The sequence below is a fragment of the Candidatus Enterococcus leclercqii genome (assembly GCF_009933135.1).
In the GTDB taxonomy this organism is placed as follows: Bacteria; Bacillota; Bacilli; order Lactobacillales; family Enterococcaceae; genus Enterococcus_C; species Enterococcus_C leclercqii.
This window is the reverse complement of sequence record NZ_MAEH01000009.1, coordinates 25,352-50,589: the sequence shown is the minus strand read 5'-3', so window position 1 is coordinate 50,589 and position 25,238 is coordinate 25,352. Positions and strand designations below refer to the sequence as shown.

The 25,238-nt window shown below is 43.5% G+C and carries 20 protein-coding genes; 14 read left to right on the top strand and 6 right to left on the bottom strand.

From position 1 onward, the window contains the following. The first annotated feature begins 225 nt into the window (after positions 1–225). From BAU14_RS02500 to BAU14_RS02475, 6 genes are all read left to right on the top strand, one after another. The gene (locus tag BAU14_RS02500) at positions 226–1,293 is read left to right on the top strand and encodes a D-alanine--D-alanine ligase (RefSeq protein ID WP_161898507.1); all 1,068 of its coding nucleotides are present in this window, start codon (positions 226–228) and stop codon (positions 1,291–1,293) included. Between the two features lie 389 nt (positions 1,294–1,682). After that, the gene (locus BAU14_RS02495) at positions 1,683–2,666 is read left to right on the top strand and encodes a LacI family DNA-binding transcriptional regulator (RefSeq protein ID WP_161898506.1); all 984 of its coding nucleotides are present in this window, start codon (positions 1,683–1,685) and stop codon (positions 2,664–2,666) included. 133 nt (positions 2,667–2,799) lie between these two features. Beyond that, entirely contained in the window at positions 2,800–3,810 is a 1,011-nt protein-coding gene (locus BAU14_RS02490; RefSeq protein ID WP_161898505.1) for a PTS mannose/fructose/sorbose transporter subunit IIAB, read from the top strand. A gap of 88 nt (positions 3,811–3,898) precedes the next feature. Next, complete coding sequence (locus BAU14_RS02485; RefSeq protein ID WP_161898504.1) at positions 3,899–4,723, top strand: PTS mannose/fructose/sorbose/N-acetylgalactosamine transporter subunit IIC; 825 nt, start codon at positions 3,899–3,901, stop codon at positions 4,721–4,723. A gap of 9 nt (positions 4,724–4,732) precedes the next feature. Then, positions 4,733–5,560, top strand: coding sequence for a PTS system mannose/fructose/sorbose family transporter subunit IID (locus tag BAU14_RS02480; RefSeq protein WP_161898503.1), 828 nt, complete (start codon positions 4,733–4,735; stop codon positions 5,558–5,560). Positions 5,561–5,614: 54 nt separating this feature from the next. Continuing rightward, positions 5,615–7,291, top strand: coding sequence for a glycoside hydrolase family 13 protein (locus BAU14_RS02475; protein WP_161898502.1), 1,677 nt, complete (start codon positions 5,615–5,617; stop codon positions 7,289–7,291). A gap of 177 nt (positions 7,292–7,468) precedes the next feature. Here the strand turns inward: BAU14_RS02475 and BAU14_RS02470 are convergent, their stop codons facing one another. Together BAU14_RS02470 and BAU14_RS02465 are read right to left on the bottom strand one after the other, a co-directional pair. After that, positions 7,469–8,677 carry an MFS transporter gene (locus tag BAU14_RS02470; protein ID WP_161898501.1) on the bottom strand — a complete coding sequence of 403 codons (1,209 nt, stop codon included), beginning with the start codon at positions 8,675–8,677 and terminating at the stop codon, positions 7,469–7,471. Positions 8,678–8,867: 190 nt separating this feature from the next. After that, complete coding sequence (locus tag BAU14_RS02465) at positions 8,868–9,320, bottom strand: MarR family transcriptional regulator (protein WP_161898500.1); 453 nt, start codon at positions 9,318–9,320, stop codon at positions 8,868–8,870. A gap of 173 nt (positions 9,321–9,493) precedes the next feature. On the opposite strand from BAU14_RS02465, the gene BAU14_RS02460 reads away from it, so the two are divergent. Both BAU14_RS02460 and BAU14_RS02455 read left to right on the top strand, forming a co-directional pair. Beyond that, positions 9,494–10,849, top strand: coding sequence for a UDP-N-acetylmuramoyl-tripeptide--D-alanyl-D-alanine ligase (locus tag BAU14_RS02460; RefSeq protein WP_161898499.1), 1,356 nt, complete (start codon positions 9,494–9,496; stop codon positions 10,847–10,849). A gap of 153 nt (positions 10,850–11,002) precedes the next feature. Next, on the top strand, positions 11,003–11,512 hold the full coding sequence (locus BAU14_RS02455) for an AAA family ATPase (protein ID WP_161898498.1): 510 nt from the start codon (positions 11,003–11,005) through the stop codon (positions 11,510–11,512). A gap of 118 nt (positions 11,513–11,630) precedes the next feature. On the opposite strand, the gene BAU14_RS02450 is transcribed toward BAU14_RS02455, so the two are convergent. From BAU14_RS02450 to BAU14_RS02435, 4 genes are all read right to left on the bottom strand, one after another. Next, a complete protein-coding gene (locus BAU14_RS02450; RefSeq protein ID WP_161898497.1) occupies positions 11,631–12,659 on the bottom strand; it encodes a sensor histidine kinase in 1,029 nt (342 codons plus the stop codon). A gap of 3 nt (positions 12,660–12,662) precedes the next feature. Next, positions 12,663–13,337, bottom strand: coding sequence for a response regulator transcription factor (locus BAU14_RS02445; protein ID WP_161898496.1), 675 nt, complete (start codon positions 13,335–13,337; stop codon positions 12,663–12,665). 179 nt (positions 13,338–13,516) lie between these two features. Next, a complete protein-coding gene (locus BAU14_RS02440) occupies positions 13,517–16,141 on the bottom strand; it encodes an ABC transporter permease (protein ID WP_161898495.1) in 2,625 nt (874 codons plus the stop codon). Next, entirely contained in the window at positions 16,138–16,821 is a 684-nt protein-coding gene (locus BAU14_RS02435; protein ID WP_161898494.1) for an ABC transporter ATP-binding protein, read from the bottom strand. Before BAU14_RS02435 ends, BAU14_RS02440 begins: the two co-directional genes overlap by 4 nt. Positions 16,822–16,993: 172 nt before the next feature. Here BAU14_RS02435 and lysS point away from each other — a divergent pair, with 172 nt between their 5' ends. The 6 genes from lysS (at position 16,994) to BAU14_RS02405 (ending at position 25,205) form a co-directional block, all read left to right on the top strand. After that, positions 16,994–18,550: a lysine--tRNA ligase gene (gene lysS, locus BAU14_RS02430; protein WP_161898493.1), complete on the top strand. Its 1,557-nt coding sequence runs from the start codon at positions 16,994–16,996 to the stop codon at positions 18,548–18,550. 502 nt (positions 18,551–19,052) lie between these two features. Continuing rightward, a complete protein-coding gene (gene cshA / locus BAU14_RS02425) occupies positions 19,053–20,600 on the top strand; it encodes a degradosome RNA helicase CshA (RefSeq protein WP_161898492.1) in 1,548 nt (515 codons plus the stop codon). A 589-nt stretch (positions 20,601–21,189) separates the two neighbouring features. Then, positions 21,190–21,540, top strand: a complete 351-nt coding sequence (gene acpS / locus BAU14_RS02420) for a holo-ACP synthase (RefSeq protein ID WP_161898491.1) — start codon at positions 21,190–21,192, stop codon at positions 21,538–21,540. A 127-nt stretch (positions 21,541–21,667) separates the two neighbouring features. Continuing rightward, complete coding sequence (gene alr, locus BAU14_RS02415) at positions 21,668–22,789, top strand: alanine racemase (protein ID WP_161898490.1); 1,122 nt, start codon at positions 21,668–21,670, stop codon at positions 22,787–22,789. A 13-nt stretch (positions 22,790–22,802) separates the two neighbouring features. Beyond that, positions 22,803–23,171: a type II toxin-antitoxin system PemK/MazF family toxin gene (locus BAU14_RS02410; RefSeq protein ID WP_161898489.1), complete on the top strand. Its 369-nt coding sequence runs from the start codon at positions 22,803–22,805 to the stop codon at positions 23,169–23,171. 426 nt (positions 23,172–23,597) lie between these two features. Continuing rightward, a complete protein-coding gene (locus BAU14_RS02405) occupies positions 23,598–25,205 on the top strand; it encodes a helix-turn-helix domain-containing protein (RefSeq protein WP_161898488.1) in 1,608 nt (535 codons plus the stop codon). The last annotated feature ends 33 nt before the right edge of the window (positions 25,206–25,238 follow it).

Sequence of the window (25,238 nt, the reverse complement as noted above, 5' to 3'; positions counted from 1 at the left end):
AGTAATCCCTATCTGACGCGGGTTTTGCCACCTCATAAATTAATTTGTCGCTCTTTAGGCTTTATGCTAAAATGTGGAAGAGTTAAAAGATGGGACTTCACAAAGATTGGCAGCAGCAGTGGCTTTCACTGAGCTGACCAACTTTGAGCATAAGCCGAAATGAAATGCGGTGTAGCACAGGGCTTACATCAGCCTTCAAATCGACTGAAATGGGAGGAATATTTTTTGAAAATCGTATTGCTATACGGAGGGCGCAGCGCGGAACATGACGTTTCTATTTTGTCAGCGTATTCCGTCCTACAAGCAGTGTATTATCACTATTATCAAGTGCAATTGCTGTATATCACAAGAAGCGGCGACTGGATCAAAGGACCGCTACTGACGGAAGCACCAAAATCAGAAGAAGTCTTGCATCTGAGCTGGGGAGCAGACGTAAAAAATCCTACGGGGGAACAGATTCAGCCTTCTGCCATCAAAGAAGATGACGCGATTGTTTTTCCGCTTTTGCACGGACCAAATGGGGAAGACGGCACTATTCAGGGCTTTTTGGAAACCATTGATATGCCTTACGTGGGCACCGGTGTATTGACTAGTGCATGTGGCATGGACAAGATTATGACGAAGTATGTCCTGCAAGCAGGCGGCATCCCGCAAGTGCCTTATGTCCCAGTGTTGAAAAATCAATGGAAAGAAAATCCTAAACAGATTTTTGAACAGTGCGAAGGAACCTTGTTGTACCCAATGTTTGTGAAACCTGCCAACATGGGCTCCAGCGTAGGGATTTCCAAAGCTGAGAACCGCGAAGAACTACAAAATGCGCTGCATGAAGCGTATAAATATGACACCCGTGCTATCGTAGAACAAGGAATCGAAGCCCGTGAGATCGAAGTAGCAATCTTAGGTAATGAAGACGTTCGGACGACTGTTCCCGGGGAGATTGTCAAAGATGTGGCATTTTATGATTACAATTCTAAATATATCGACAACAAAATTGTGATGCAGATTCCAGCAGAGATTCCAGAAGATGTGCAACTAAAAGCGCAAGAATATGCCAAAAATGCGTATACAATGTTAGGCGGCAGCGGATTGTCTCGTTGTGATTTCTTCCTGACTAATAAAAATGAGCTTTTCTTAAATGAATTGAACACGATGCCAGGCTTTACCCAATTTTCGATGTATCCTTCTCTGTGGGACAAAATGGGTCTGAAATATGGTGATCTAATCGAAGAATTGATTCAACTTGGTCTAAACCGCTATGCACAGCGCCACGAGTTTTTGACAGAAGTTAATTGAAATAACGGATAAGATCCAAGAACGCAAGACAAAGCAACACAACAGCGATCACTTCTAAGGGATAACTGGCGAAATTTTCAATAGATGAACAAGAAAATGGCTGTTAGCAAATAGTCGCGACAGGCCAATGAAAAAAAGTCACTTCCGCTGGTTTTTAATGGAAGTGACTTTTTTGTTTGTGGCTCATGCTTGCTTTGGAGGAGGGGACTAGACAATTGTCGCAACTCCTTTTAATATACCCGCTTTCCAGAAACAAGATGATAAAGTGCTGTGTGGTGAGCAGCGATTTTCCTGCTGGATAGAAAATCAACTGAATCTATGGTACTATTCAGAAAAAATGATCAGGTTATCAAAGAAATACCTGTCGCTGGTCAGAAAGGAGGAAACGGATGCCTACGATGAATGACGTTGCCAAATTGGCAGGTGTATCACGAGGAACAGTCTCAAACTATATCAATGGCGTCAAAATCAAGGAAGAATCTCAAGTGAAGATTCAAAATGCAATCAATCAACTGAATTATATCCCGAACACAAATGCGCGTCAGTTAAAAACCAGTCGATCAGATATCGTGGTTTTTATCTTACCCACCACTAGAACGCCTTTTTTTGGAGAATTGACTTACGAAATGCAACAAGCCTTACAAAGAGCAGAATATAAAATGATTCTCTGCAATTCAAATAATGATATTCAGCAAGAAATAGAATATATTCACATGGGACAGATGCAAAAGGTGGCAGGAATTATCACCATGTCTTACAGTGATTTGTCGCAGCAGCACTTGGAAAACCTGCCGATTGTTTCGATTGAAAATAAGATTTCCAAGCGTATTCCTTGTGTTTCTTCAGACAATTATCAAGGGGGAGTGCTGGCAGCAGAAAAGCTCATTTCTTCAGGAGCGAAGAACTTGTTATTAATCACTAGAACTACGACTCATACCGAAGCAAGCTATGGGCAGCGCAGCAGGGGCTTTATTGATTGTTGTCGAAAACACGGACTGGAATGTAAAGTTTTTTGGGGTGAGCATCATGAGGAGACGTTTTATCCAGCTTTGGCAACGTACTTGAAGGAATCTGGGGAAGTCGAGACAGTTGACGGAATTTTTGCGGTGGCGGATCAGTACGCGGATTTTGCTATGGAGTTATTAACAAAGGCCGGGCGTCGCGTGCCAAAAGATCTCCAGATTATCGGTTTCGACGGGAGTAAGATGTATCCCGAGCAAGAAGAATTTATCTCCACAATTCGTCAGCCGGTGGCACTAATGGCAGAAACTTGTGTCAGCATTCTAGAAGAGCTGTTGAATAAGGAAGGGCCCGCACCTGCTGAAGAAATCGTATTGCCGGTAAAATTTATTCCCGGTGGGACGAGCATATGAAACCGTTTAAAAAATACTTGTCATAGTGGACAGGATGAGTTATACTCTACTCAACACTTGGTTGGAACGTTCCAAATCAGGAGCGTTCTTTTTTTAAACTATATTTGGAACGTTCCAAAAAGGAGGAGTTACGTTGAAAAAATTTGTTATCGCCTCTCATGGCAAGATGGCAAAGGGAATTAAAAGCACCTTGGAGTTGTTTGTAGGAACCGAGATAGATGTGACTTATATGTCAGCCTATATGGAGGATGAGCCGGCAATTGAAGAGCAGATCAGTGAGTTCTTTTCAAGGTTAGAGTCAGTAGATCAAGCGGTAATCTTTACGGATTTATTTGGAGGCAGCGTCAATCAAAAGTTGACATTAGCTGCTGCGGATAGAAAAAATGTGTTCCTGATTGCCGGATTCAACTTGCCGCTTATTATTGAAATTATTTTTGGTGCAGAGGTTTATACCAAAGAAAACCTCGAAGGCTTCATTACCGGGGCCAGACAAGCAATGCAGTTGGTAGAAAATCTAAGCACGGTGGATCAAGAAGAAGGTAATCAGCTGGCAGCAGAGGACAGAGAAGCACAAGCAGCAAGTGATGAGAGCATTAAAAATAGTTCCGGAATGAAAGCGGTACAAACTGAAAATGTACCAACATTGTCACACACTGAACTAGCTCCTTTAGAAACAACTTTGCGGGTAGATGAACGATTGATTCATGGCCAAATTGCTATGGTATGGTCTCGAGCACTGAATCTGCATGGAATTATTGTTGCCAACGATGAAGCAGCAGCAGATCAAACCCAACAGATGGCCTTAAAAATGGCTGTTCCCTCGGGGGTAAAAGTGCTGATTCGCTCAGTAGACAATGTTGCTGAAATCCTGCAAGACCCTAGAATCCATCAAACTCGTGTGCTGGTCTTAGTTAAGACGGTCACCGATGCGTTGAGACTCGCAGAAAAAGTACCTAACCTGAAGTACTTAAATATCGGCAATGTGGGGAAATTAGTGACAGAAGAAAAGCAAACGCTGACACAGTTTGTTATGCTGTCAGCTAAAGAAATGGCTAGTTTGAAAAAGCTGGCTACCCTCTATCCTGAAGCAGCGTTGCAAAACCTGCCTTCGGATAAAAAAGTGTTGGCAACAGAGTTTCTTTGATTCATACCATGTTGGGTTTGACGTAGAGAGAAAAGCGCGCAGCTGACAAAATTATTTTTGCTGCGAAAGCTTGTGAGGAGGAAAAAGAATGTTTTATGAAGCACTTGTTACAGCCTTAGTGGTCTTTTTCACAGTAGGGGGACAGGAATTATTAGGCTTTACCATGATTGGTCGACCCATCGTCATAGGTCCCTTGCTCGGTCTTTTGCTAGGAGATATACAGACCGGACTTTTAATTGGTGCGGCACTGGAAACCGTCTTTATGGGAGTCATCAATATTGGGGGTGCCAGTTCGGCAGAGCCTGGTTTGGCAACAGCCCTGGCGACGGTTTTTGCCATCAATATGGGTGCCGGTGTTGAAGTAGCCATTCCTATTGCCATTCCTTTGGGGGTCATTGGCTTACAAATCAAAACATTATTGTATGTTGGTGTAGTAGGACCATTTGCGGCAACCTTTGATCGCTACGCAGAAGAAGGCAGGGAAAAGGGAATCAGACGACTTCATTTTGGCTTGTGGGGACTGCAGTGGGCGCTGTATTCATTGATTCCTTTCTTTGCAGTTTTGGTAGGGTCAAAGGCCACACAACGCGTCTTGGAAATGATTCCGGAAAACTTGCTTAACGGGCTCAGTATTGCTGGTAATCTACTGCCGGCAGTGGGGATGGCCATGCTGTTAAAAATGATGTGGGAAAATAAAATTGCTGTGTATTTCTTCTTAGGATTTTTACTGGTAGCGTACTTGAAGATTCCTTTGATTGCTGTGGCGGCCTTTGCGGTCATTATTGCACTGGTGATTGTAAGTCGTGACTTGGATATTCGGCACCTGAAGGAAACCTTCAAACATACTTCTAAGCAGCAGTCGATTAGCGAAAGTACCTCTGTTGACCCTGAACTAGACGATTTTTTGAAATAGGAGGCTGACATGGAAAAGACAGCGAACAACTTATCAGGAAAAGAAAAGAAATTATTGCGGCAGCTCTATTGGCGTTCCTTTACGCTTTATTCTGCGGTAACGCCATCTAAACAAGGTGCGTCTGGGGTTTCTTATGCGATGCAACCGTTCTTGGATGAATTTTACCCCGTAGCAGAAGAACGTCGTCAAGCGATGGTGAGACAGATGGCCTACTTCAATACGAACGTGGCGATGTACCCTTTTATTTTGGGGATTACGGCATCGATGGAAAAAGAAAATCATTTGAAGACAGATTTCAATGTCGATTCAATCAATGCGGTAAAAACGAGTTTAATGGGGCCACTGGCAGGCATTGGTGATTCAGTTTTTTGGGGAGTTTTGCGAACCATTGCAGCAGGAGTCGCAGTGAGTCTTGCACAATCTGGTAATGTCTTAGCACCGATTGTCTTTTTACTGCTTTTCAACATACCGGTGCAGTTTCTGCGTTGGCAAGGGGGAAAGTTGGGCTACACACTGGGATCTACTTACATTTCCAGTCTCTATGAAAACGGCATGATCAATATTCTGACAAAGGCAGCAGGTGTTGTCGGCTTGATGATGGTCGGGGCGATGAGTTCTCAGATGGTGAAGCTGGATATCAAATGGAACATGATGATGGATGGCGAAGTTGTAATGAAGACTCAAGAAATGCTGGATCAAATCTTTGTCGGCATTTTGCCTCTAAGTGTTACCTTAGTTTGCTTCTATCTCTTGAAAAAGAAAAATGTCTCAATCAATGTGCTGATTGTGGGGCTAATTTTGCTGGGAATTTTGTTATCTGTAACAGGGATTGCTTGAGAAAGTTTGTTTTAGAACAATGTAAACTCGGATATTACGGGAAGGATGTACAGTATGCGCAACGAATGGTGGAAAGATGCCGTTATTTATCAAATCTATCCAAAAAGTTTCAAGGATGCCAATGGTGACGGGATTGGGGACTTGGCAGGGATCCAAGAAAAATTGCCTTATCTTAAAGAGCTGGGAGTAGATGCTCTTTGGTTGAGTCCGGTCTATCTGTCACCTCAAGTCGATAATGGTTATGACATTAGTGATTATTATCAGATTGATCCAATGTTTGGCACCAATGAAGATATGGTACAGCTCATTCGTGAGGCACATAAATTAGACCTGAAAATTATCATGGATTTTGTGGCCAATCATACGTCAGATCAATGCCAGTGGTTTCAAGAAAGCCGTAAATCAAAGGAAAATCCTTATAGTGATTTTTATATTTGGCAAGACGGAAAAGCAGATGGGTCAGAACCGAATAATTGGGGATCAAGTTTTGGCGGATCTGCTTGGACCTGGGATGATTCTCGGCAGCAGTACTATCTTCACTATTATGCCAAAGAGCAGCCGGATCTAAATTGGGAAAATCCGCGAGTTCGACAGGCCATTTATGACATGATGATTTATTGGAAAAACCTGGGCGTCGATGGTTGGCGCTTGGATGTCATTACTTCAATCTCAAAGGACTGGGACTTTCCTGATAATCCCCGCCCCTTTGCAAAAAATAATCAGCACAACGGGCCCCGGATGCATGAATTTATTCACGAGATGAATCAAAAGGTGTTAACCCCATTTGATATGATGAGTGTGGGGGAAGCGCCAGCCTCTGGAGCAGAAGATGCCCATCTGCTGGTCGATCCCAAACGACAAGAATTGGACATGGTTTTTACCTTCCAACACATGCACATCGATCGTAAAAAAGGAGACGTCAATGATCGTTGGGCATTACAAGCACCTGATTTTATCCAATTAAAACAGATCATGAGTCAGTGGCAAAAAGAACTCGAAGGAAGAGGCTGGAATGCCCTCTACTTTGAAAATCACGACCGTGCGCGAATCGTTTCCAGATGGGGCGATGATGACAGTTATCGTTATGAGTCAGCTACTGCTTTTGCCACGATCCTCCACGGAATGAAAGGGACACCCTTTGTCTATCAAGGAGAAGAAATCGGGATGACAAATCCGAAATTTCCCCTTGCTGATTATATCGATGTGGAATTGAAAGGAAATTTCCAACATTATGTTGAACAACAACAGACTTTGACAGCCGAGGAATTTTTGGCAGCTGTCCATAAGGTGAGTCGCGACAATGCCCGCACGCCGATGCCTTGGAACGATTCAGCCAATGGCGGCTTTTCCACGGGGACCCCTTGGTTTCAACTCAATCCAAATTATCCGGATATTAATGTTTTGGCCGATCAAAAAGCTCAAAAATCAGTTTTCCATTATTACCAAAAATTGATTCGTCTTCGTCATGAAGAAGCAATTTTGAAAGAAGGCAGCTACCGTCTGTTACTGCCGGAACATCCGACGATTTTTGCTTATGAGCGCAGGCTTAAAAGGAAAAAATGGTTGGTGGTGGCAAATTTATCCGATTCACCGCAAGAGTTGCAGGCTCTTTTGCCGTTAACTGCGGGGGAAATCCGACTCAGTAATTATCAAGATTCGTTAGCACAAAGTCGATTGAGACCTTATGAAAGCTTCATCTATGAGAGTGGTACCAAGACTGAAAAACTCTAATTTTGTACAGGTTGAAAAGACACTCCCGCAAGAGATGACATTTTTCGCAACAGCTCGTCTCCGTAAGTTATGGGAGGGTTAGAAAAGAGTTCAAAAATAAATAATTGTGACCACAATTCCACCAAACGCATGAAGGAACGAGCAATCGTTAAATTCATGCGTTTTTTGTAAATAGCGTTAGTTAGTTGGGACTCTCGGTGGAACCACAGTTTTCAAAACGAAAAGTGCAGTTCCGATACCCAAAATCCCCATCAAAGCTGGAGTAGCATGACTGAATAAATAGAGTTGACCACCGAGAAGCGGTCCAGCGACTCGCGCCAGCGCTTGGATGCTTTGTGCGCCGCCTAGTAGTTGCCCTTGTTGCGCTTGGTTTGCGGATTTGGACAAAAGACCGTTGTAAGCAGGACCGAAAACAGCATCGCCAAAACTGAACAAAATCATGCCGACAATATAAAGCAGTGGAGATTTACCAGAAATAGAGAGCAGCAGCAACAGATAGCCGCTGATCTCTGACAGCATTCCGAGCCTAGTAATCTGTTTGTCGTTAAGCACTCGGAGCAAAGATGGCATGACGAAGGTCTGAACGAGAATGTCCATGATTCCAATCATAGCAAACATCAGACCGATGACTGCCGGTTGCCAAGAAAAGCTATCCAGAGAAAGCTGTGCGAAAATCGCTTGTAGCAAACCATTGGGAAGCCAAAGGAGAAAACCCGCCAGTAATAATCTTTTGACATTCGGCAGTAAAAAAAGACCGTGTAATTGGCTAAAGGGATTCAAGTGGCTTAGGCGGATTGCAAAAGAGCGCTTAGCGGGGTCTAACGTCTCCGGCATAAAGAAGAAACCATAGACAGCGTTTAATAGGCTGATGGCAGCACCGACAAAAAAAGGAACGCTATTGCCAAATGCTGCCAAAAATCCACCAATCACCGGCCCTAAAGCAGTACCGATTCCAACGACGGCACTGATCCAACCAAAGTAACGGGTTCGCTGCTGGGGAGGTGTGATATCAGCAAAATAGGCAAAAAGAGCAGCGATTTCGCCACCAGTCAAGCCATCAATGACGCGGCCGATAAAAAGCAGCCAGAGGGAGCCGCCGATACCGAAAATCACATAACCGACAGCTGCTCCCACTAAACTAAGCAGCAGTACCGGTTTGCGCCCGAAACGGTCGCTGAGGGCACCTAAAACTGGCGCGGCCACAAACAGCGCTGCTGCATATGCCGCGGCCAGTAAAGTAACCACAGTAGCTTGGTGAGAAGTTGAAACATAGGGGGCTACCATAAAAGGCAAGACTGGAGTGACGATGGTCAGACCCAGCCCCGTTAGAAAAACGGATATGAAGCCGAAGATTACAGCGTGAGGATTAAGTGTTGCTTTATTCATGAAAAGACTCCTTTATTTGCGAAGATTATTTGAAAACTGGAAGACAAGTGTTCAGCTGGTTAGCTCCGGAGAAAATTCCGTTTTTTTGTTTCCTGGTTAACGAAATGGAGTCTACGCCGATTTTGTTTCTTTGTCAACAAAAACAATATATAAAAAAACCTCCAAAAATGGAGGCTGCCAAAGTGAGGTGTCACGAATCTTTCAACATGTGTTTCAAATGTTCCCGATAGCGGCCAATAAAACGAAAAACCGTATCGAACTCTTCATCTGTCATAGTTGCAAAGGCCGCAGCGTCACGTTGGGCGAATTCTTCATGCAGTTTTTGATGGCGGCGATTGAGGGTATCCCCAGCTGCAGTCAGGCGAAAGTAAATTTCCTTCTTGTTTTCCGGCGATTGATAATTTTCAATCAACCCTTTTTCGATCATCTTTTTAGTGAGCTTGCTGATGGCGCCACGAGTCATATAGCTGGCAGCTGCTAGTTTGGTAACGTTAGGATTAGGAATCAGTGCAATTTTTTCAATCAGATCGATCTCATTGAGCTTATAGCCCTGCAGCTCCTTTTCCATAGCCGGACGATTGATCCAGACCAGCTCGTTTGTCAAATCTGTCAATTGTGCCATCAGTTGTTGCTGACGTTCCATAGTAGCTCGCTCCTTAAAATCGCCATCGTTTTTCCAGAAAGTATCTTCAATGACACCAGTATAGCATTTTTTGCCTTCCAATCAACAACATGGGCACAAGGAGAAGTGGCGGACAGGCATGGTTGTGGTACAATCGAAAATGAAAAAGACAGCAAGTTTGAGAGGTTAAACTTATGAAATTAACGATTAAAGAAGTGGCAGCGCTGTTTGGTGCCGATCATATTACTGATGAAACAGTCATCAATCAAGTCGAATTTGACAGTCGTAAAGTACAGGCAGGAGATTTGTTCGTTCCCTTGGCTGGGGTGCGAGATGGCCATGATTTTATTGATGCCGCTGCTAAAAATGGGGCAGTGGCAGCTTTTTGGAGTCGCGATAGCCAAGAGCTGCCCGCAGGTGTCACAAAGATTCCGGTGGCAGATCCGCTTGCGGCAATGCAGCAGCTGGCAGTTTACTACAAGAAAAAATTGGCGCCAAAGACGGTTGCCATCACCGGTAGCAACGGCAAAACCACGACTAAAGATTTGACAGCAGCCGTTTTGTCACAACAATTCATTACGTATAAAACCCAAGGCAACTACAACAACAATATTGGCATGCCCTACACAATTTTGCATATGCCGGATGATTGCCAGCTGTTGGTATTGGAGATGGGGATGGATCATGCCGGTGAGCTCGCTGAATTGTCGGTAATGGGACAGCCGGATGCAGCGGCCATCACTATTATCGGAGAGGCTCATATCGAAAACTTGGGCTCTCGGGCTGGAATCGCAGCGGCCAAAATGGAAATCGTACAGGGACTAGCAACAAAAGGACTACTGCTGGTGCCAGCAGATGAGCCGTTATTGTTGCCGCTACTGGCAGGATTGTCTCAACAGGTGACAACATTTGGTATTCAACAAGGAGATATTTCAGCAACCGTGATTGCAGAAAGTAAAGAACGGACAGTGTTTGAAGTTGCTGGCAAGACCTTCGAAATTCCAGTGATCGGTGCGTATAATGTTAAAAATGCTCTGATTGCCTATGGATTTGGCAAGCATTTTGGATTGAGTGATAGCCAGATTGCCCAAGGATTGGCGACAGTTCAGCTGACCAAAAATCGGACGCAATGGCTGACCGCTAAAAACGGCGCCCAAGTTTTGAGCGATGTCTACAATGCCAACCCAACCGCGATGGCATTGGTTTTAGATACTTTCGGTAAACTACAGACCTCCGACGGCCGCAAGCTGGCTGTGCTGGCTGATATGCTGGAACTGGGTCCGGACTCTCGCCAAATGCACGCCGCCATGGCAGCGCATATTGATGATAGCTACGATACTGTCTTTTTATACGGGACTGAGATGACAGCTCTTTTAAATGCGCTGACTGAAAAAGATGCCGATTTGACTGTGTATCATTTCGACAAGCCCAATAAAAGCGCCTTGATTCAAATGATAAAAGCGGAGTTAGGCCCTGCTGACAGTATTCTTTTGAAAGGAAGCAATGGCATGGGGCTGTCCGAAGTCGTTGAGGCATTGACAGAAGAGTAGTCAGCAGTTTTGAATCACAATTTTCAAGAGCTGAAAACAGTCGAAGCTTCATTCACGGAAAGCTGCGACTGTTATTGTGTTGTGAGGTGGGGACTTGTTGAAGTGTGACAAGTCCTTTTAGCTGTAGAAAAGAAAGCCTTGGGAGGTGGCTAGATGCGAATTGATATTTGTGGTTCAGTGGGCAGCGGCAAAACGACGCTAGCCCGGCAATTATCAGAAGAGTATCAGATTCCTTTGTGTGAAAAAGACGAGGTTGTTTGGAGACGAGAAGCTGATGGGGACCACAAACGGGCACCAAAAGAACGAGATCAGCTATTTAATGAATTTTTGACACAACGCCACTGGATCACAGAAGGCACACCGCGAAAGATTTTGAGAGAGAGCTTTCAGCAGGCAGACCTGATTATTTTCCTCGAAACGCCGGTAGTTATCCGTCTAAAACGACTCTTCTTGCGATGGTATCAACAGCGCCGGGAAAAGAAAACTTTGGGACAAGCGCCAACTTGGAAGATGTTATGGGCTTACCTCAAATGGACCCGCAATTATCCAAGAAATCGGCGGATATTGCTGGAGTGGCTGGCACAACAAGGATTGCAAGAGCGCATCGTCATGGTGAAAAACAGCCAAGCAGCTCAACAACTGATCGAAAAAAACCTTCTTTGAAACGCCGCTTTTGTGAAAGCGGGAAATCAAGGAAGGTTTTTTTATAGCGATTAATAAGGGGGAATTGAAAAACTAACTTGGAAAGTATACAGGCGTTTGTGAACTTCTAAGTCCTTTCTCAAACGCGGTTGTTTGTCATTGCTACTGCCTCTGTTTGATAAAAACGGACCGTGAAAGAAGCGCCACCTTTTTGGACATTTTTAGCGGTAAGACTACCATTTTGTTGACTGATGATCATTCTAGAAAGTGCGAGACCAATTCCGAAACTAGCGTCATGATGCCGTTTTCCTTGATAAAATCGATCAAACAGAAAAGGAAGATCTTCTTGGGAAATTCCAGGACCGCTGTCAGTAATTGTAATCTCTGAATAAATTGGATTTTTTTGACAGGTGATGGCTATCTGTCCTTTTTCAGGGGTATGCTCTAAAGCGTTTTTTAACAGGTTACTCAGCGCTTCCACCGTCCAAGTGGGATCTACTAAAAGGGTATCTTCTAAGTTACCGTGAATTGCCAGAGAAATATCTGCTAATTCCAGTGGGATTGCAAAGGCTTCGACTGTTAGATGAATCAGCTGTCCCGCTGTTAACTGTACCGGATGATAGACGACCGAACCAGCCTCTAGCTTGGCGATTTTCAATAGTTCAGTAACGAGAATGTCAACTCGTTTTAAAAGCTGTTCTTGTTCTCGAATGATGTGGCGGTATTCAGCGTCTGCTAATTCAGGAGTTCGCAGCTGTTCTGTGAGTAAAAAGAGGGTTGTCAATGGTGTTCGGACTTGATGTGCGACGTCTGTCAATGAATTTGCCAGATGATTTTTTTCTTTTTCCAAAGAGGCGGATTGCTCACGTAAGCGATTGGTCATTTTTTCAATTTGATTAGTAAGTATGGCCAATTCTCCTTCTTCTTGAGCCACTACTAAGGATTCTTCTCCATGAAGAATACGGTCGACTTTTTCAGTGACAACTGTAATCTGGTGGTATTGTTGAAACTGAGAAAAGGCAGCACACCCACCAATCAATACGCCTCCACACAAAAATCCTAAAGCCCCAGCTAAAGAAAAAAGGCTAATCAAGATTCCTCCTGTAAGTAGGATTAAGCCCATTGAAAACAGGTTCTGACGAAAAAGTCGATTTCGCAAAAAGAGCATGATTTAGACCTCCAGACGATAACCTAGTCCGCGTATTGTTTTAATTTTTGTAGGGTGTTGTGGGTCTTTTTCGATTTTCTCTCGGAGACGCTTAATATAGACTGTTAATGTATTGTCATTGACGAAATCCCCGGCAACATCCCAAATTTCCTGAAAGAGACGCTCTCTAGTGAGTACTTGACCTGCGTGATTTAAAAATACCAATAGCAGTCGATACTCCAGTGCAGATAAGAAGACCTCATTTCCATCGCGAGTGACCAGACCTTTTACTGTGTCAATGCTAAGATCCTCGATGATATAAGTAGCTTGTGCTTCTCCTCGACGACGCAACACATTTTTGATGCGGGACAAGAGTTCTAATGGGCGAAAAGGTTTAACAATATAGTCATCGCCACCTAGATCAAAGCCGGTGACGATACTCGCTTCATCATCCATTGCTGTTAAAAAAATGAAGGGGATATCCAATGCTTTTGCCTGGGAGCTGATTCCATATCCCGATCCATCCGGAAGATTGAGGTCAATCAACAGCAGGTTTGGGTAGATGCTAGAAGGCTTTAGTCTATTTAGGGCATCTTTTCGAGTATGGACTGTTTCACATTCAAATCCATGCTGTAACAGTAATAGCTGCAGCTTTTCAGCGATAGCTTTCTCGTCTTCAATAATTAGGATTCTGGTCATAAGCAGTCCTCATTTCTAGCGGGATGATTACGGTCATTATACGTTAGACCACAAATGATAGCAAAGAGAGTAATATGCTAAATTATGTGAAAATCAGCGGGAGTAGGACATATTTTGAAAAGACATCAGAAAAACTCGTAGAACTTATCCACGAGTTTTATCTGGCAAAGGGATTATTTTTATTGGCTTCGTAAACCGGCGATGATGTTTTTCTTTTGGAGCTTGTGTACAGCATAAATCATAGTGACAAATACGATGATGAAAACGAGGAGAATGCTAATGGCAATTGCCTGCCAGGGTACCAGAAAGGCTTGCTCCACTCCGGAAGTCGTAAATTTATAGATGATGAAATTTATAACCATAGCGACTGGTAGACCCCATAGCAAGGCTTTGGTGCCATATAAGAGACATTCAAAGCACATCATTTTATAGATTGCTCGTGGTTCCATGCCGACAGATTCCAGCATAGCAAGCTCTCTTTTTCTGAGATTGATGTTTGTAGCAATTGTATTGAAAACATTTGCGACAGCAATTAGTGCAATGATACTAATAAAACTGTAAACAAAAATTTTAGTAGCAGTCAGCATATTGCGATTTGTTCGGTCTCTTTGAACATTGTTGACGACATTTCCGTCTATACTAGGATAGGCTTGCAATATCCTACGCATCGAACGTTCAACTGTGGTCGAATCATCACTCAGGATCTTATAGTTGAAAATTGTCGTATCGTTGCCAGAATGGAAGGCTTCAGGAATACTCTCCTTTAATCTTTCAAATTGGGAAAAAGGTAGATAGACGTACAGTTCATTTTTATTTGGTGTGTGAAACATCGCGGGTTCTTTTTCAGTGTAGGTACTTAGTTGTAAGTGTGTATTCAAAACAGTACGCTTTTCATCAATGAAACCTGTCAAAGCCAATGTTAGCGGAGTTGTACTTTTCAACAAGTCATAGCTGACAATCTTTTTTTGATCAGACTCATAATATGAAAGATGTGAGTTTGCGATGCCGACAAAAGAATCATTCTGGTAAAAATCAGTAGTAGGTACGCCGAGTTGCTGGCTCCATGAGTTAAATGTAGTATCATCCAGTCCTAAAATGGCTATCATTTGCATTGGATTCTTCTGTGATTTTTCATCGGTAGAATCATTTTTTTCGCGAAGACTTCTTTCAGATAGCGAACCTTCAGGAAATTCTGCCATGACATAGCTACTTGCTTGCCAACCTTGGCTTTTGATCTGGGGAATCTGATCAAATTCTTTGAAAATTTCCAAAATACTCTGGGAATCTCCACGAAAAGCAGTAAAACTCAAATCGGATTCTTCAATAGGAGAAGCAGTTTGAATACTATTTTCGACATACATCACCAGTGAAGAGGTACCGATGAATAAAACAATCGAAACAAAGAGCGAGATGATAGTGGAGCGGTATGCTTTGCGATTGCGTTTGAAATTTTTGATTGCTAATACACTTGAAAAGCCAAAAATCTTTGTTGTTAACCAACTTGTTCTAATCTTCTTGCTCTCAAAGTGTATCTGATCATTCTGACGAATAACTGTGATTGCTGAAGCGCGTAACGCCCTTCTTGCGGGTAGCCAAGCCGATAACAAAATGGTAATAAAGCCTACAATTGCCGCCACTATCAGCACTTGCCAACTAGTAACAATCGGCAGCTTGCTTACGACCGCTAATAATTCTGGTTCATTCATTTGTCTCAAGAGAATCAAAAAGCCGGAACGACCAATGTAGACTAGCGACAAACCGCTAATGAGACCAAGGTGGATTGCAATTCCCCCTATCACTAAGCCTTCAAATAAAACTGAATAGCGCAGTTGTTTTTTTGTAGCTCCTACTGAAGACAAGATACCGAATTGCTGCAGACGTTCATTAATCGACATGGAAAAAGCATTGTGAATCAATAAGACAGAACCCAGCGAAATCAATAGGATGAAAACTGCTGCAGTACCTGTCAGCATCAAATTAGTATAATTGTTCTGAGTTTCAGCACCGTTTCCTTGTAGTTGCGAGACAGTTGAGTTTAATTGAACAACGACATCCTCCAGCTCTTTTCCAGAATGCTGTTTTTTGAATTCCTGCCATTGACCGGGATCTTTTAAGCGTAGATATAGAGAACTGGGATGGCTATATTTGAGGGGTTCCGCAGTGGTATAAAATTTGTAAACACGGCCCCAAGTCTCTGTGTCTTGTGACGGCTGATAAATTCCTGAGATACGATAATTGGCTTCAAGAGTTGGTTTGAATTTAGCCAAATATTCTTCTATGGAAGAGTCAGAATGGTATGTTTCGAAATTAGTAACAAGAGGCAGGCTTAGTTGGCTGCCAATTTTCAACTTTTTGCCGGTTTGTTCTATGAAATCGGTGGAAACTAATAATTCATGGTCATTCACAGGTAAGTTGCCCTCCAATTTTCCGAAGGGCAGTTTTTTGAACCCTAAAGATTCTACTCCGATAAGTTGACCGAATGAAGGAACATCCGAGTTATCCATATACTGCTTAGGTAGTGTAGTCAAGGCAAATATATCTGTGAGATAGGACTCGGCCACTTGTTTGTCATTGCGGATCTCTTGCTCTTTTTTTTCCTCTGTTCTGGTTTTGAACTGATAAACCAGTGTGTAGTCTCCGTCAGCTGCAATTGCATCGTTTAACAGTAGTTGGTGAAAAGATGCCGCTAACGTAGTAACCAAAGTAACGAGTGCAACAGACAAAACAACTCCGATAATGGTTACCAACGTACGGGTTTTATTTTTCTTCAGATAGGCAAAAGATACCCTGTTCAAAATGTTCATGGGCGCAGTACCTCATCTCTTATGAGGCGACCGTCCTCGATTTGCAGAATTCGATCTGCCTGTAAGGCGATATTTTCATCATGGGTGATTACCAACATGGTTTGGTTGTATTCTTTATTTGAACGTCGCAGAAGAGACATGATTTCTTGAGAGTTGATACTATCGAGGTTACCAGTAGGTTCGTCTGCCAATAAAAGAGCGGGGGCATTCATCAAAGCGCGACCAATGGAAACCCGCTGTTGCTGTCCGCCAGAAAGTTGATTAGGGAGATGACTCTGTCTACTTTCCAAACCTAGTATGCTAAGGAGCTGGGAAAGTCGTTTTTGATTCACTTTCCGGCTGTCGAGCAAGACAGGCAGTGTAATATTTTCTACTACAGATAATACTGGTATTAGATTGAAAAATTGATAAATCAGCCCAACTTCTCTTCGGCGAAAAATCGCTAACTGCTCGAGATTTTGGGAATAGACGTCTGTATCTCCTACATAGACTTTGCCGGAAGAGGGAGTATCAACTCCTCCGATAATATGCATCAATGTAGATTTACCAGAACCCGAGGGACCAATAATCGCTACAAATTCACCTTTTTCAATGGTAAATGAAACATCCGTTAGTGCATTTATCATATTTTCTCCTGTTCCATATTGTTTACTGAGGTTTTCTACCTTCAGGATAGCCATCGTGACCACTCCTTTTATTGTTTGTTTTATCATAACGTAATTTGTGCTTTGGAAAATGACTGCTGTGTGACAGATGTGTCATTTTCCAATCATGTCTGATCTGCCGTATCATTTCCCACCTCGTCTAAATTCCTTTACTATAGAAGAAAACAGTGAACGGAGGTACGAAATTATGCATTGGGCCTATGAAGCAGCCACAAAATTGATGGAAAAACATCCCGAGCAAGTCATTACCTGTGCGTCAGGAGTTAGTCCGTCCGGTTATGTTCATGTGGGAAATTTTCGCGAGATTGCCACCACGTATTTTGTCACCAAAGCATTAACGGATCTAGGAGGGGATGCACGATTTATTTTGTCATGGGACGATTATGATCGTTTACGCAAGATTCCCGCAAATGTAGCCGGTGTGTCAGAGCATGAAATCGGACTGCCCTATACCAAAGTGCCGGGACCTGAAAAAGCTGAAGCTGGGGTATCTTATGGTGCCTATTTTGAGGGATTGTTCATTGAAGATTTGGCTAAGTTGGGAATAAAACCGGAATATATTTATGAAACGCACCAATATGAAAGTGGGGCTTACGATCAGCAGCTGAAAAAAGCACTGTCTCACCGCCATGAAATTTATGACATCCTAGCCCGTTTTCGTACCGAAGCGGCGGATGAAAAAGAGCGGGAAAACTATTATCCTATCTCTTTATACTGCGATACTTGCGGCCATGACAGTACCAGTATCACGGATTACGACGAAACGACCGGGACCCTTAGCTATACTTGCAAATTTGGACATCAGGGACAACAACAGATTGGTGCCGGTCAAAAAGTCAAATTGCATTGGAAAATAGATTGGCCGATGCGTTGGCAGTATGAACAAGTTGCCTTTGAACCTGGAGGCAAAGACCATTCTTCCAAAAATGGTAGTTTTGATGTGGCTTCGGCTGTTGTACGAGAAATTTTTGGTGGGCAGCCGCCGCTTTATGAGCCCTATGATTTTGTAAATATCAAAGGGCAAACAAAAAAGATGTCCTCTTCTGCCGGCAATATCATCACGCTATCTGAACTTTTGCAGATCTACACGCCGGAATTAGTCTTCTATTTATATGCCAAATACCTGCCAAAAGCTCAGTTTGATCTGGGACTGGATGAAGATGTGTTAAGAAATTATGCTGAGTTTGAACGGAAGGTAAGTGGTATAAAAGAAAAAACCGAAACCGATGAAACGATTCTTCAGATGGTGAAGCTGACTGGTGCCGATTTGCAGGAATGCTATCCGGCATTTGGTCATGTGGTCAGCATTCTTTCACTTACCGGCAATGATCAAGAGCTGACAGCAAAACTGTTGCGAAAAGAGCAGGAGTATTCAGATGAGGCTTTGCAGCATATCTTACCTCGGGCCGCTTACTGGATCGAAAATGATGCCCAAAGCCGATTGTTGAAAGTCCGAGAGACGCCGGATGCAACTGCTTATGGACAATTGGCACCGGTGGTCAAAGAACAGGTGGCGCGTTTACGAAAATTACTGTTGGAGCAGCCGCAGTTAAAAGATCAGGAATTGATGCAGGCCGTTTATGATTTGACTCCGGCGGTCGCTAAAGCAGAAAAACGGCAGGAACAGCGGGAACTTTTCAAAGGAATCTATCAATTGACGATTGGACAAGACGGCGGACCCCGAATTCCACTGCTGGTAGAAGTAGTGGGACGAGAACAAATGGCGGCTTTATTAGATTTTTGACAATTGAAATTGCCTTTTTACACTGAGGAGAAAAGTAGAAAATTGGTGAGTTTCAATTTAGAATTGAAAACTTGCTGAAAATTTCATTCTGTGGTACAATACTCAAATGCCGAAAAGAAGAACCAGTTGGAAGAAATCTCATCCACGAAATTGACTTGTAGTCTGGCCCCAGGAAATTTTACCTGTTGAGCCTTTTACGTAGAGACTGGGAGACAAGTGCAAGACTGACTTGAAGCCCAGTCTTTTTGCGGATAAAAAGCGACCAAAGGGCTTTGCTGTCCTTTGGTTGAACTTTTTCTAAATGCCTTCGTGAAGCGGTTTTCGGCGACAAAGCAGAAAAGAGAAATGACAGGGACCATTTCTTTTTGACTGTGGGAGAAAACGTGCATCTGAGGTCAGCCTGTTGTTACCGGCACGATCTCAAAGCCAAACCAACGCTTCAATCAACAAGAACGTCGTGCCGGGAAACTCGGCGAAGAAACGACGAATAGGAGGATACTTTTTGAAATTCAACGAACTAAACTTATCACCAGAACTGTTAAAAGCAGTGGAACGCTCAGGCTTTGAAGAAGCAACACCAATCCAAGCAGAAACAATCCCGTTGGCACTGGAAGGCCGCGATGTGATTGGCCAAGCACAAACCGGTACTGGTAAAACAGCTGCTTTCGGACTGCCAATGTTGGAAAAAATCGACACCAGCCGTCATGAATTGCAAGGGCTGGTTATTGCACCAACTCGTGAATTGGCAATCCAAACACAAGAAGAATTGTACCGTTTGGGTCGTGACAAACGAATCAAAGTTCAAGCTGTTTATGGTGGAGCTGACATTGGCCGCCAAATCCGTGGCTTGAAAGATCGTCCCCACATTGTAGTTGGGACTCCTGGCCGGATGTTGGACCATATCAACCGCCACACCTTGAAACTCGGTACCGTTGGGACATTGGTCTTGGACGAAGCCGACGAAATGCTGAACATGGGCTTTTTGGAAGACATTGAAACCATTATTGCCCAAGTCCCTGATACTCGCCAAACATTATTGTTTTCAGCAACGATGCCACCAGCGATTAAAAATATCGGCGTCAAATTTATGAAAAATCCAGAACATGTACAGATCAAAGCGAAAGAAATGACAGCAGATTTGATCGATCAATACTATGTACGTGCGAAAGATTTCGAAAAGTTCGATATCATGACCCGCCTGTTGGATGTCCAAACACCGGAATTGGCTATCGTCTTTGGTCGGACCAAACGCCGTGTTGATGAATTGTCACGAGGCCTGGAATTGCGAGGCTACAAAGCAGAAGGGATTCATGGCGACTTGTCACAGCAAAAACGGATGAGCGTGTTGAAATCCTTTAAAGAAGGTCGCTTGGACATCTTGGTAGCCACTGACGTTGCGGCGCGGGGCTTGGATATTTCCGGTGTGACTCACGTTTACAACTATGATATCCCACAAGATCCTGAAAGCTATGTTCACCGTATCGGCCGTACGGGTCGGGCGGGCAAAGGCGGCATGTCGGTAACCTTTGTTACACCAAATGAGATGAGTTACCTGCACGTCATCGAAAACCTTACCAAAAAACGCATGACAGCATTGCGTCCGCCAACCGAAAAAGAAGCCTTCAAAGGTGCTTTAGGTGCGGCAGTAGAGCAGATCGAAGCTGGTTTGCAGGAAAACGGTTTGGAAAAATATGCCCAAACAGCGGAACAACTTTTGGAAGGCTACGAACCAGAAACGCTGGTTGCTTTATTGCTGAAGACGATGGCAAAAGATCCGGCTGATCAAGTACCAGTTAAAATCACGCCAGAACGTCCGTTGCCATCCGGTAAAAAAGGTGGCGGCTACAATAAGAACAATCGTCGGGGCAACGGTGGCGGCAATAACCGCAATCGTAAAGACGGTGGCAGTTACCGTGGCGGCAAGAGCAAAGGCAGCTACAACAAGGATAAAAACTACAGCGGCGACCGTCGAAAAAACGACCGTCGTGACAATGACCACAACTCCGGCGGTAAAAAACGCGGATTTGTGATTCGTACAAACAACGACTAATAGTTTTAGCTACGAGCAGCAGACTTCGGTTTGCTGCTCGTTTTTATTTAAACAAATCAGCTATCCGGGATTTAGATTGGTGAAACGTCGATGGGCTCTTTTTTTAATTGGCAGAGAGAATGTTTCAAACAATCAGTATGCCTCGGCTGTTTTTTTGCTAAACTATCACTGGGCAAACCAATAGTTAAGACCGGAGTTGTTTTCTTTCTCGTGACAAAACTGTTAGGCAAGTGTTGTAACGATTGATTCTATAAAAGCTTCGTTATTTACTAGTGAGTTTCTTTAAAGTAGATTACTGAAGTAGCAAGATTAGTGAATCCCCTGCTTTTCAATTGATGAAGTATTCTTGTAATAAATGTTCAAAAAAGGAGTAAGGTTTTATTTAAAAAAAGTGTGATTTTTCAGGTAGTCGATGTTTTTTTATGGTTTTTGCAGTGTTTTTTGGTAGAATAAGACTAACTCAGAGGCTGTGGCTGACTGCAGATAAGGTAGAGGGATACAGTTATCTGAAAGGACGATATTTTTTATTGAGTCCTCAGATTAGCAAGCAACGGATTTATCTTTAAGGAGAGGGGCGGAAAAAGCCAACATGATCAGAGGAATCGGGATTGATGCAGTTGATCTGGAACGGGTTAAAGAAATCATCGCCAAGAAACCACGGTTTGCTCAGCGAGTCCTGACCTTAAAGGAATTAACGTTATTTGAAAATCTGCCTTTAAAACGGCAGATAGAGTTTTTAGCGGGTCGCTATGCTTGTAAAGAAGCTTTTTCCAAAGCATGGGGGACTGGAATTGGTAAAGTCACTTTTCAGGACTTAGAAATTTTGACAGATAAATTGGGTGCACCCTATTTCAGTCTTTCGCCTCATAAGGGAAAGACCTTCGTCAGTATTACCCATACAGATACTCTTGCATTTGCACAAGTATTACTGGAAGAATAAGTTGTTTTCAAATTGAGAGATTGTAGCGGGCGTGGTATACTTAAACGTCGTGCTTCGGTTGACAATGGCTGTTTAGCAGTTATCGTCAGTCATTACTCTCAGCATTTTAGTGAAAGAAGGAACGACCGTGGTTGAATCGCTTCATCGTCCGACCCGGATCATCGTACATAATGATGCCATCCGACAAAATATCAAACAAGAAATCGATCGTATGCCAGCAGGCCGGGAATTATTCGCAGTGGTTAAGGCGAATGGCTATGGTCATGGGGCTGTGGCAACTGCAAAAGCAGCGTTGACAGGAGGTGCTCACGGGTTTTGCGTAGCGACTGTCGACGAAGGAATCGAATTGCGTGAAGCCGGCTTCACTGAACCAATCTTGATTTTAGGTGTGGTGGATGTGGTGGACCTGCCTTTAGTAGCAGAGCTGCAGCTGGCCTTTCCGGTAGCTAGCCAACAGTGGTTGCAAAAGGCGCGGGCGTACCTGTCAGAAGTTCAAGTAGCGACACCGCTTTTGGTTCATCTTAAAGTAGATAGCGGTATGGGTAGAATTGGCTTTCGCAGCAGTGAAGCAGTCTTGGCGGCATTAGCAGAAATCAACGAGGAACCCCAGATGGTTTTTGAAGGGATCTTCACTCATTTTGCGACTGCTGATGAAGTAGACACGGGGTATTATGATGAACAAAATCGCCGTTTCAATAAAATCTTGCAACAACTACCTTGTCAACCGCGGTATGTTCATGTATCCAATAGTGCCACCGCTTTGTGGCATGACCAACCGGTAGGCAATATGATTCGTTTTGGTGTGGCAATGTATGGTTTGAATCCTTCTGGGCATACCTTGCCGGAAGCTTATCCGTTGCGGCCCGCTTTGGAATTGGTTTCTCGTCTGGTACAGGTCAAGCATTTGGCAGCTGGTGAAGGGATCGGTTATGGGGAAACGTATATCACGGAAACGGATGAATGGATCGGTACAGTTCCTATCGGTTACGCGGATGGTTGGATCCGCAAGATGCAAGGGTTTAAAGTTCTGGTAGAAGGACAATTTTGTGAAATCGTCGGCCGGGTTTGCATGGATCAAATCATGATTCGGCTGCCCAAGGAATTTTCAGAAGGAACTACAGTCACGCTGATTGGTAAAAACGGTAGTCAAGAGATTACATTGCAGGATGTGGCAGACCAACAGGAGACAATTCATTATGAAGTGGCCTGTTTGTTGAGTGGCCGCATTCCAAGAGAATATACAGATTAGGAAGAGGTAAACTATGGTGAAACGCGGAGATATTTATTTCGCTGATCTTTCGCCGGTGATCGGATCTGAACAAGGCGGCGTGCGGCCGGTCTTGGTGATTCAAAATGATCGCGGCAATCATTTTTCCCCCACAGTGATTATTGCAGCAATCACAGCCAAGATGGCAAAGCCTAAATTGCCAACCCATGTGGGAATCAAAGCTTCTGAGACCGGAATCTCCCGAGATTCCGTGATCTTGTTGGAACAGATCCGGACAATCGACAAAAGTCGCCTGAAAGAAAAGGTCTGCCATTTGGAAAGCAAAAAGATGGGTCAAGTGGATCGTGCCTTACGGATTAGTGTTGGGGTAGTAGATCTGGCCGAAACGGTGGGAGTCAGCTGAAAAAGCTAGTTACATACAATGATAAGAGTTCGATCTTTGTGAATCGTCTGTGAGGCGATCTGCTGATCGGGCTCTTTTTGGTTTTGCGAGTATGTTTTTCCGGATAAAGATCGCTAACATGCGCGCTTTGACTTTCTTAGAAAAAATAAGAGCTGAAAAACGGTATTCGCTGCGGCGCAAGGGCAGGTTGGACTTTTTTACGAGGGATCATTCTTAAAAAAACGGACTTTTTCTTGCGAGACGTCCTTTTGGCTGGTATTAAATCAAGTAAAAAATACCCTTGACGAAGTTTTCACAATTCGCTATTTTTAATTTGAGAACACCTGCTATTTGAAAAAATAGTTGCTAAAAAAATGGTGCAAGTCTGATGAGTTTTCTCGTAATTGTGTTAAAATCATATTAGTGATATTAAAAGGCGGTGAGAATATGCGGCATTTGCTGAGTAAAACTGTTTTACGACGTCTGACGCTGATTGAGGCATTGGCACGGTTGAACACTTGGGTCCCAGTGGAACAACTGGTGCAATTGCTGAACTGTACGGATAAAACCCTGATGAAAGATGTTGAGACGATCAATGACGAATGGGAAGAGTACCTGCAGCTTGATTTTTCCAAGCGACGCGGGTTGTCGGTACGAGCTGGCTTGACCAATAAGATTAAAAATGTCTATCAAATCGTGTTACAGGAATCGAGTGAGTTTCAGTTTCTGGAGCGCATCTTTTTTGAGCCGGACAAAGACGCTGACTATTGGATCAATGAATTGTTTATCAGTGAAACCTCTTTTTATCGAATGGTCCGTCAAATCACCCGCTCTTTGAAGACTTACGGATTGAAATTGGAGCGCAAGCCCTTTTGTGTAACAGCAGAAGATGAACGCTGGGTGCGATTGTTTTATCAAAGCTATTTTGAAGAAGCGTATGGCGGGAGTCTTTGGCCGTTTACCATTTCAGAAAAGGACTTGTACTGCTATGTGATGCGCAGCTCGACAGACTTTGATGTAGTGCAAGATGACCGAGAGTTGATTCAGCATGCCTGTCTATTGATGATTACTTGTATCCGGGCCAACCAGGGCTTTATTTTGGATCGCAAAATCTATGACGAGCCTGATGATGTCATTGATCAAGTGATTCAGATGTCTGAAGCATACATGACTTCATTATTGAAGAAAACGGAATACGGACTGACGGATAGCTGGTATCGGGAGATTAGTCGCGGGGTGTTTTATGAGTTTTATAATTGGGACAACCCACAGCAAGAAGTCAGGATTCAAACGGCTGTCGATAAATTTTTGGATAAGTTGGTCAGTGGTGTCAACTATCGTTTGCCAGAAGAAGATCGCAAAAAGATCAGTCAGCGGATGATGCACTGGTATCTGTCTTATGCGATTTATCCCTACGATCGCGTGGTCTTACGAAATGAAAGCGAATCCTCGGCTCGTAATATTCGCCGATTGTATCCGATTTTCAGTAAACTGGTGGAAGTCAATCTTAAAGAAATCGAGAACGATTGCAATTTTCCATGGGCCCAAATCAGAGAAGATGATATTTTATGTCTATTGTTGAAGGATTGGTCCAGTCTACCGCAACAATTGGAAAGTCTCAGACGACAAGTCACTGTATTAATCATCAGTGACCGTGGCCTCAAGCACAGTCACATGCTTAGAGAAATCATCAAAGGCCAGATGCTGGATAAAGTTGTCGTGGATATTTTCAAGAGCTCGGTCTTATTTATCACCCCGACAGAATTGGAATGTTTTCATGATTATGATATAGTGGTGGCAAATAATCCGATACCCGATTATCAAGATGAAAATCTATTGTTGGTGGATAATTTCATGTCAGAAGGAGACTGGAATTTACTGCACCAACGGGTCATTCGTAAGCAAAAGCAAATTTCTGACGACTATATTCATGACTTGGATATTAACCGATTGAAAAGTGGTCGCGAAATCTATCCACAACGAAAAAAAGCTGCGAATTTTGCGACCTTTGTCATGGAAGAAGACCAGCCGACAGAAGGCTTTTTCGATATGTGAGTTGTTTGCGAATAAATGGGTAGCGACAGAAAA

Excerpts from the sequence above, each read along its gene's own strand:
- lysS (WP_161898493.1), top strand. The coding sequence starts at position 16,994 with ATGCATTGGGCCTATGAAGCAGCCACAAAATTGATGGAAAAACATCCC.
- BAU14_RS02440 (WP_161898495.1), bottom strand. The coding sequence starts at position 16,141 with ATGAACATTTTGAACAGGGTATCTTTTGCCTATCTGAAGAAAAATAAA.
- BAU14_RS02405 (WP_161898488.1), top strand. The coding sequence starts at position 23,598 with ATGCGGCATTTGCTGAGTAAAACTGTTTTACGACGTCTGACGCTGATT.
- BAU14_RS02460 (WP_161898499.1), top strand. The coding sequence starts at position 9,494 with ATGAAATTAACGATTAAAGAAGTGGCAGCGCTGTTTGGTGCCGATCAT.
- BAU14_RS02445 (WP_161898496.1), bottom strand. The coding sequence starts at position 13,337 with ATGACCAGAATCCTAATTATTGAAGACGAGAAAGCTATCGCTGAAAAG.
- BAU14_RS02450 (WP_161898497.1), bottom strand. The coding sequence starts at position 12,659 with ATGCTCTTTTTGCGAAATCGACTTTTTCGTCAGAACCTGTTTTCAATG.
- BAU14_RS02485 (WP_161898504.1), top strand. The coding sequence starts at position 3,899 with ATGTTTTATGAAGCACTTGTTACAGCCTTAGTGGTCTTTTTCACAGTA.
- BAU14_RS02495 (WP_161898506.1), top strand. The coding sequence starts at position 1,683 with ATGCCTACGATGAATGACGTTGCCAAATTGGCAGGTGTATCACGAGGA.
- BAU14_RS02435 (WP_161898494.1), bottom strand. The coding sequence starts at position 16,821 with ATGGCTATCCTGAAGGTAGAAAACCTCAGTAAACAATATGGAACAGGA.
- BAU14_RS02470 (WP_161898501.1), bottom strand. The coding sequence starts at position 8,677 with ATGAATAAAGCAACACTTAATCCTCACGCTGTAATCTTCGGCTTCATA.
- acpS (WP_161898491.1), top strand. The coding sequence starts at position 21,190 with ATGATCAGAGGAATCGGGATTGATGCAGTTGATCTGGAACGGGTTAAA.
- BAU14_RS02465 (WP_161898500.1), bottom strand. The coding sequence starts at position 9,320 with ATGGAACGTCAGCAACAACTGATGGCACAATTGACAGATTTGACAAAC.
- BAU14_RS02480 (WP_161898503.1), top strand. The coding sequence starts at position 4,733 with ATGGAAAAGACAGCGAACAACTTATCAGGAAAAGAAAAGAAATTATTG.
- BAU14_RS02410 (WP_161898489.1), top strand. The coding sequence starts at position 22,803 with ATGGTGAAACGCGGAGATATTTATTTCGCTGATCTTTCGCCGGTGATC.
- BAU14_RS02475 (WP_161898502.1), top strand. The coding sequence starts at position 5,615 with ATGCGCAACGAATGGTGGAAAGATGCCGTTATTTATCAAATCTATCCA.
- BAU14_RS02455 (WP_161898498.1), top strand. The coding sequence starts at position 11,003 with ATGCGAATTGATATTTGTGGTTCAGTGGGCAGCGGCAAAACGACGCTA.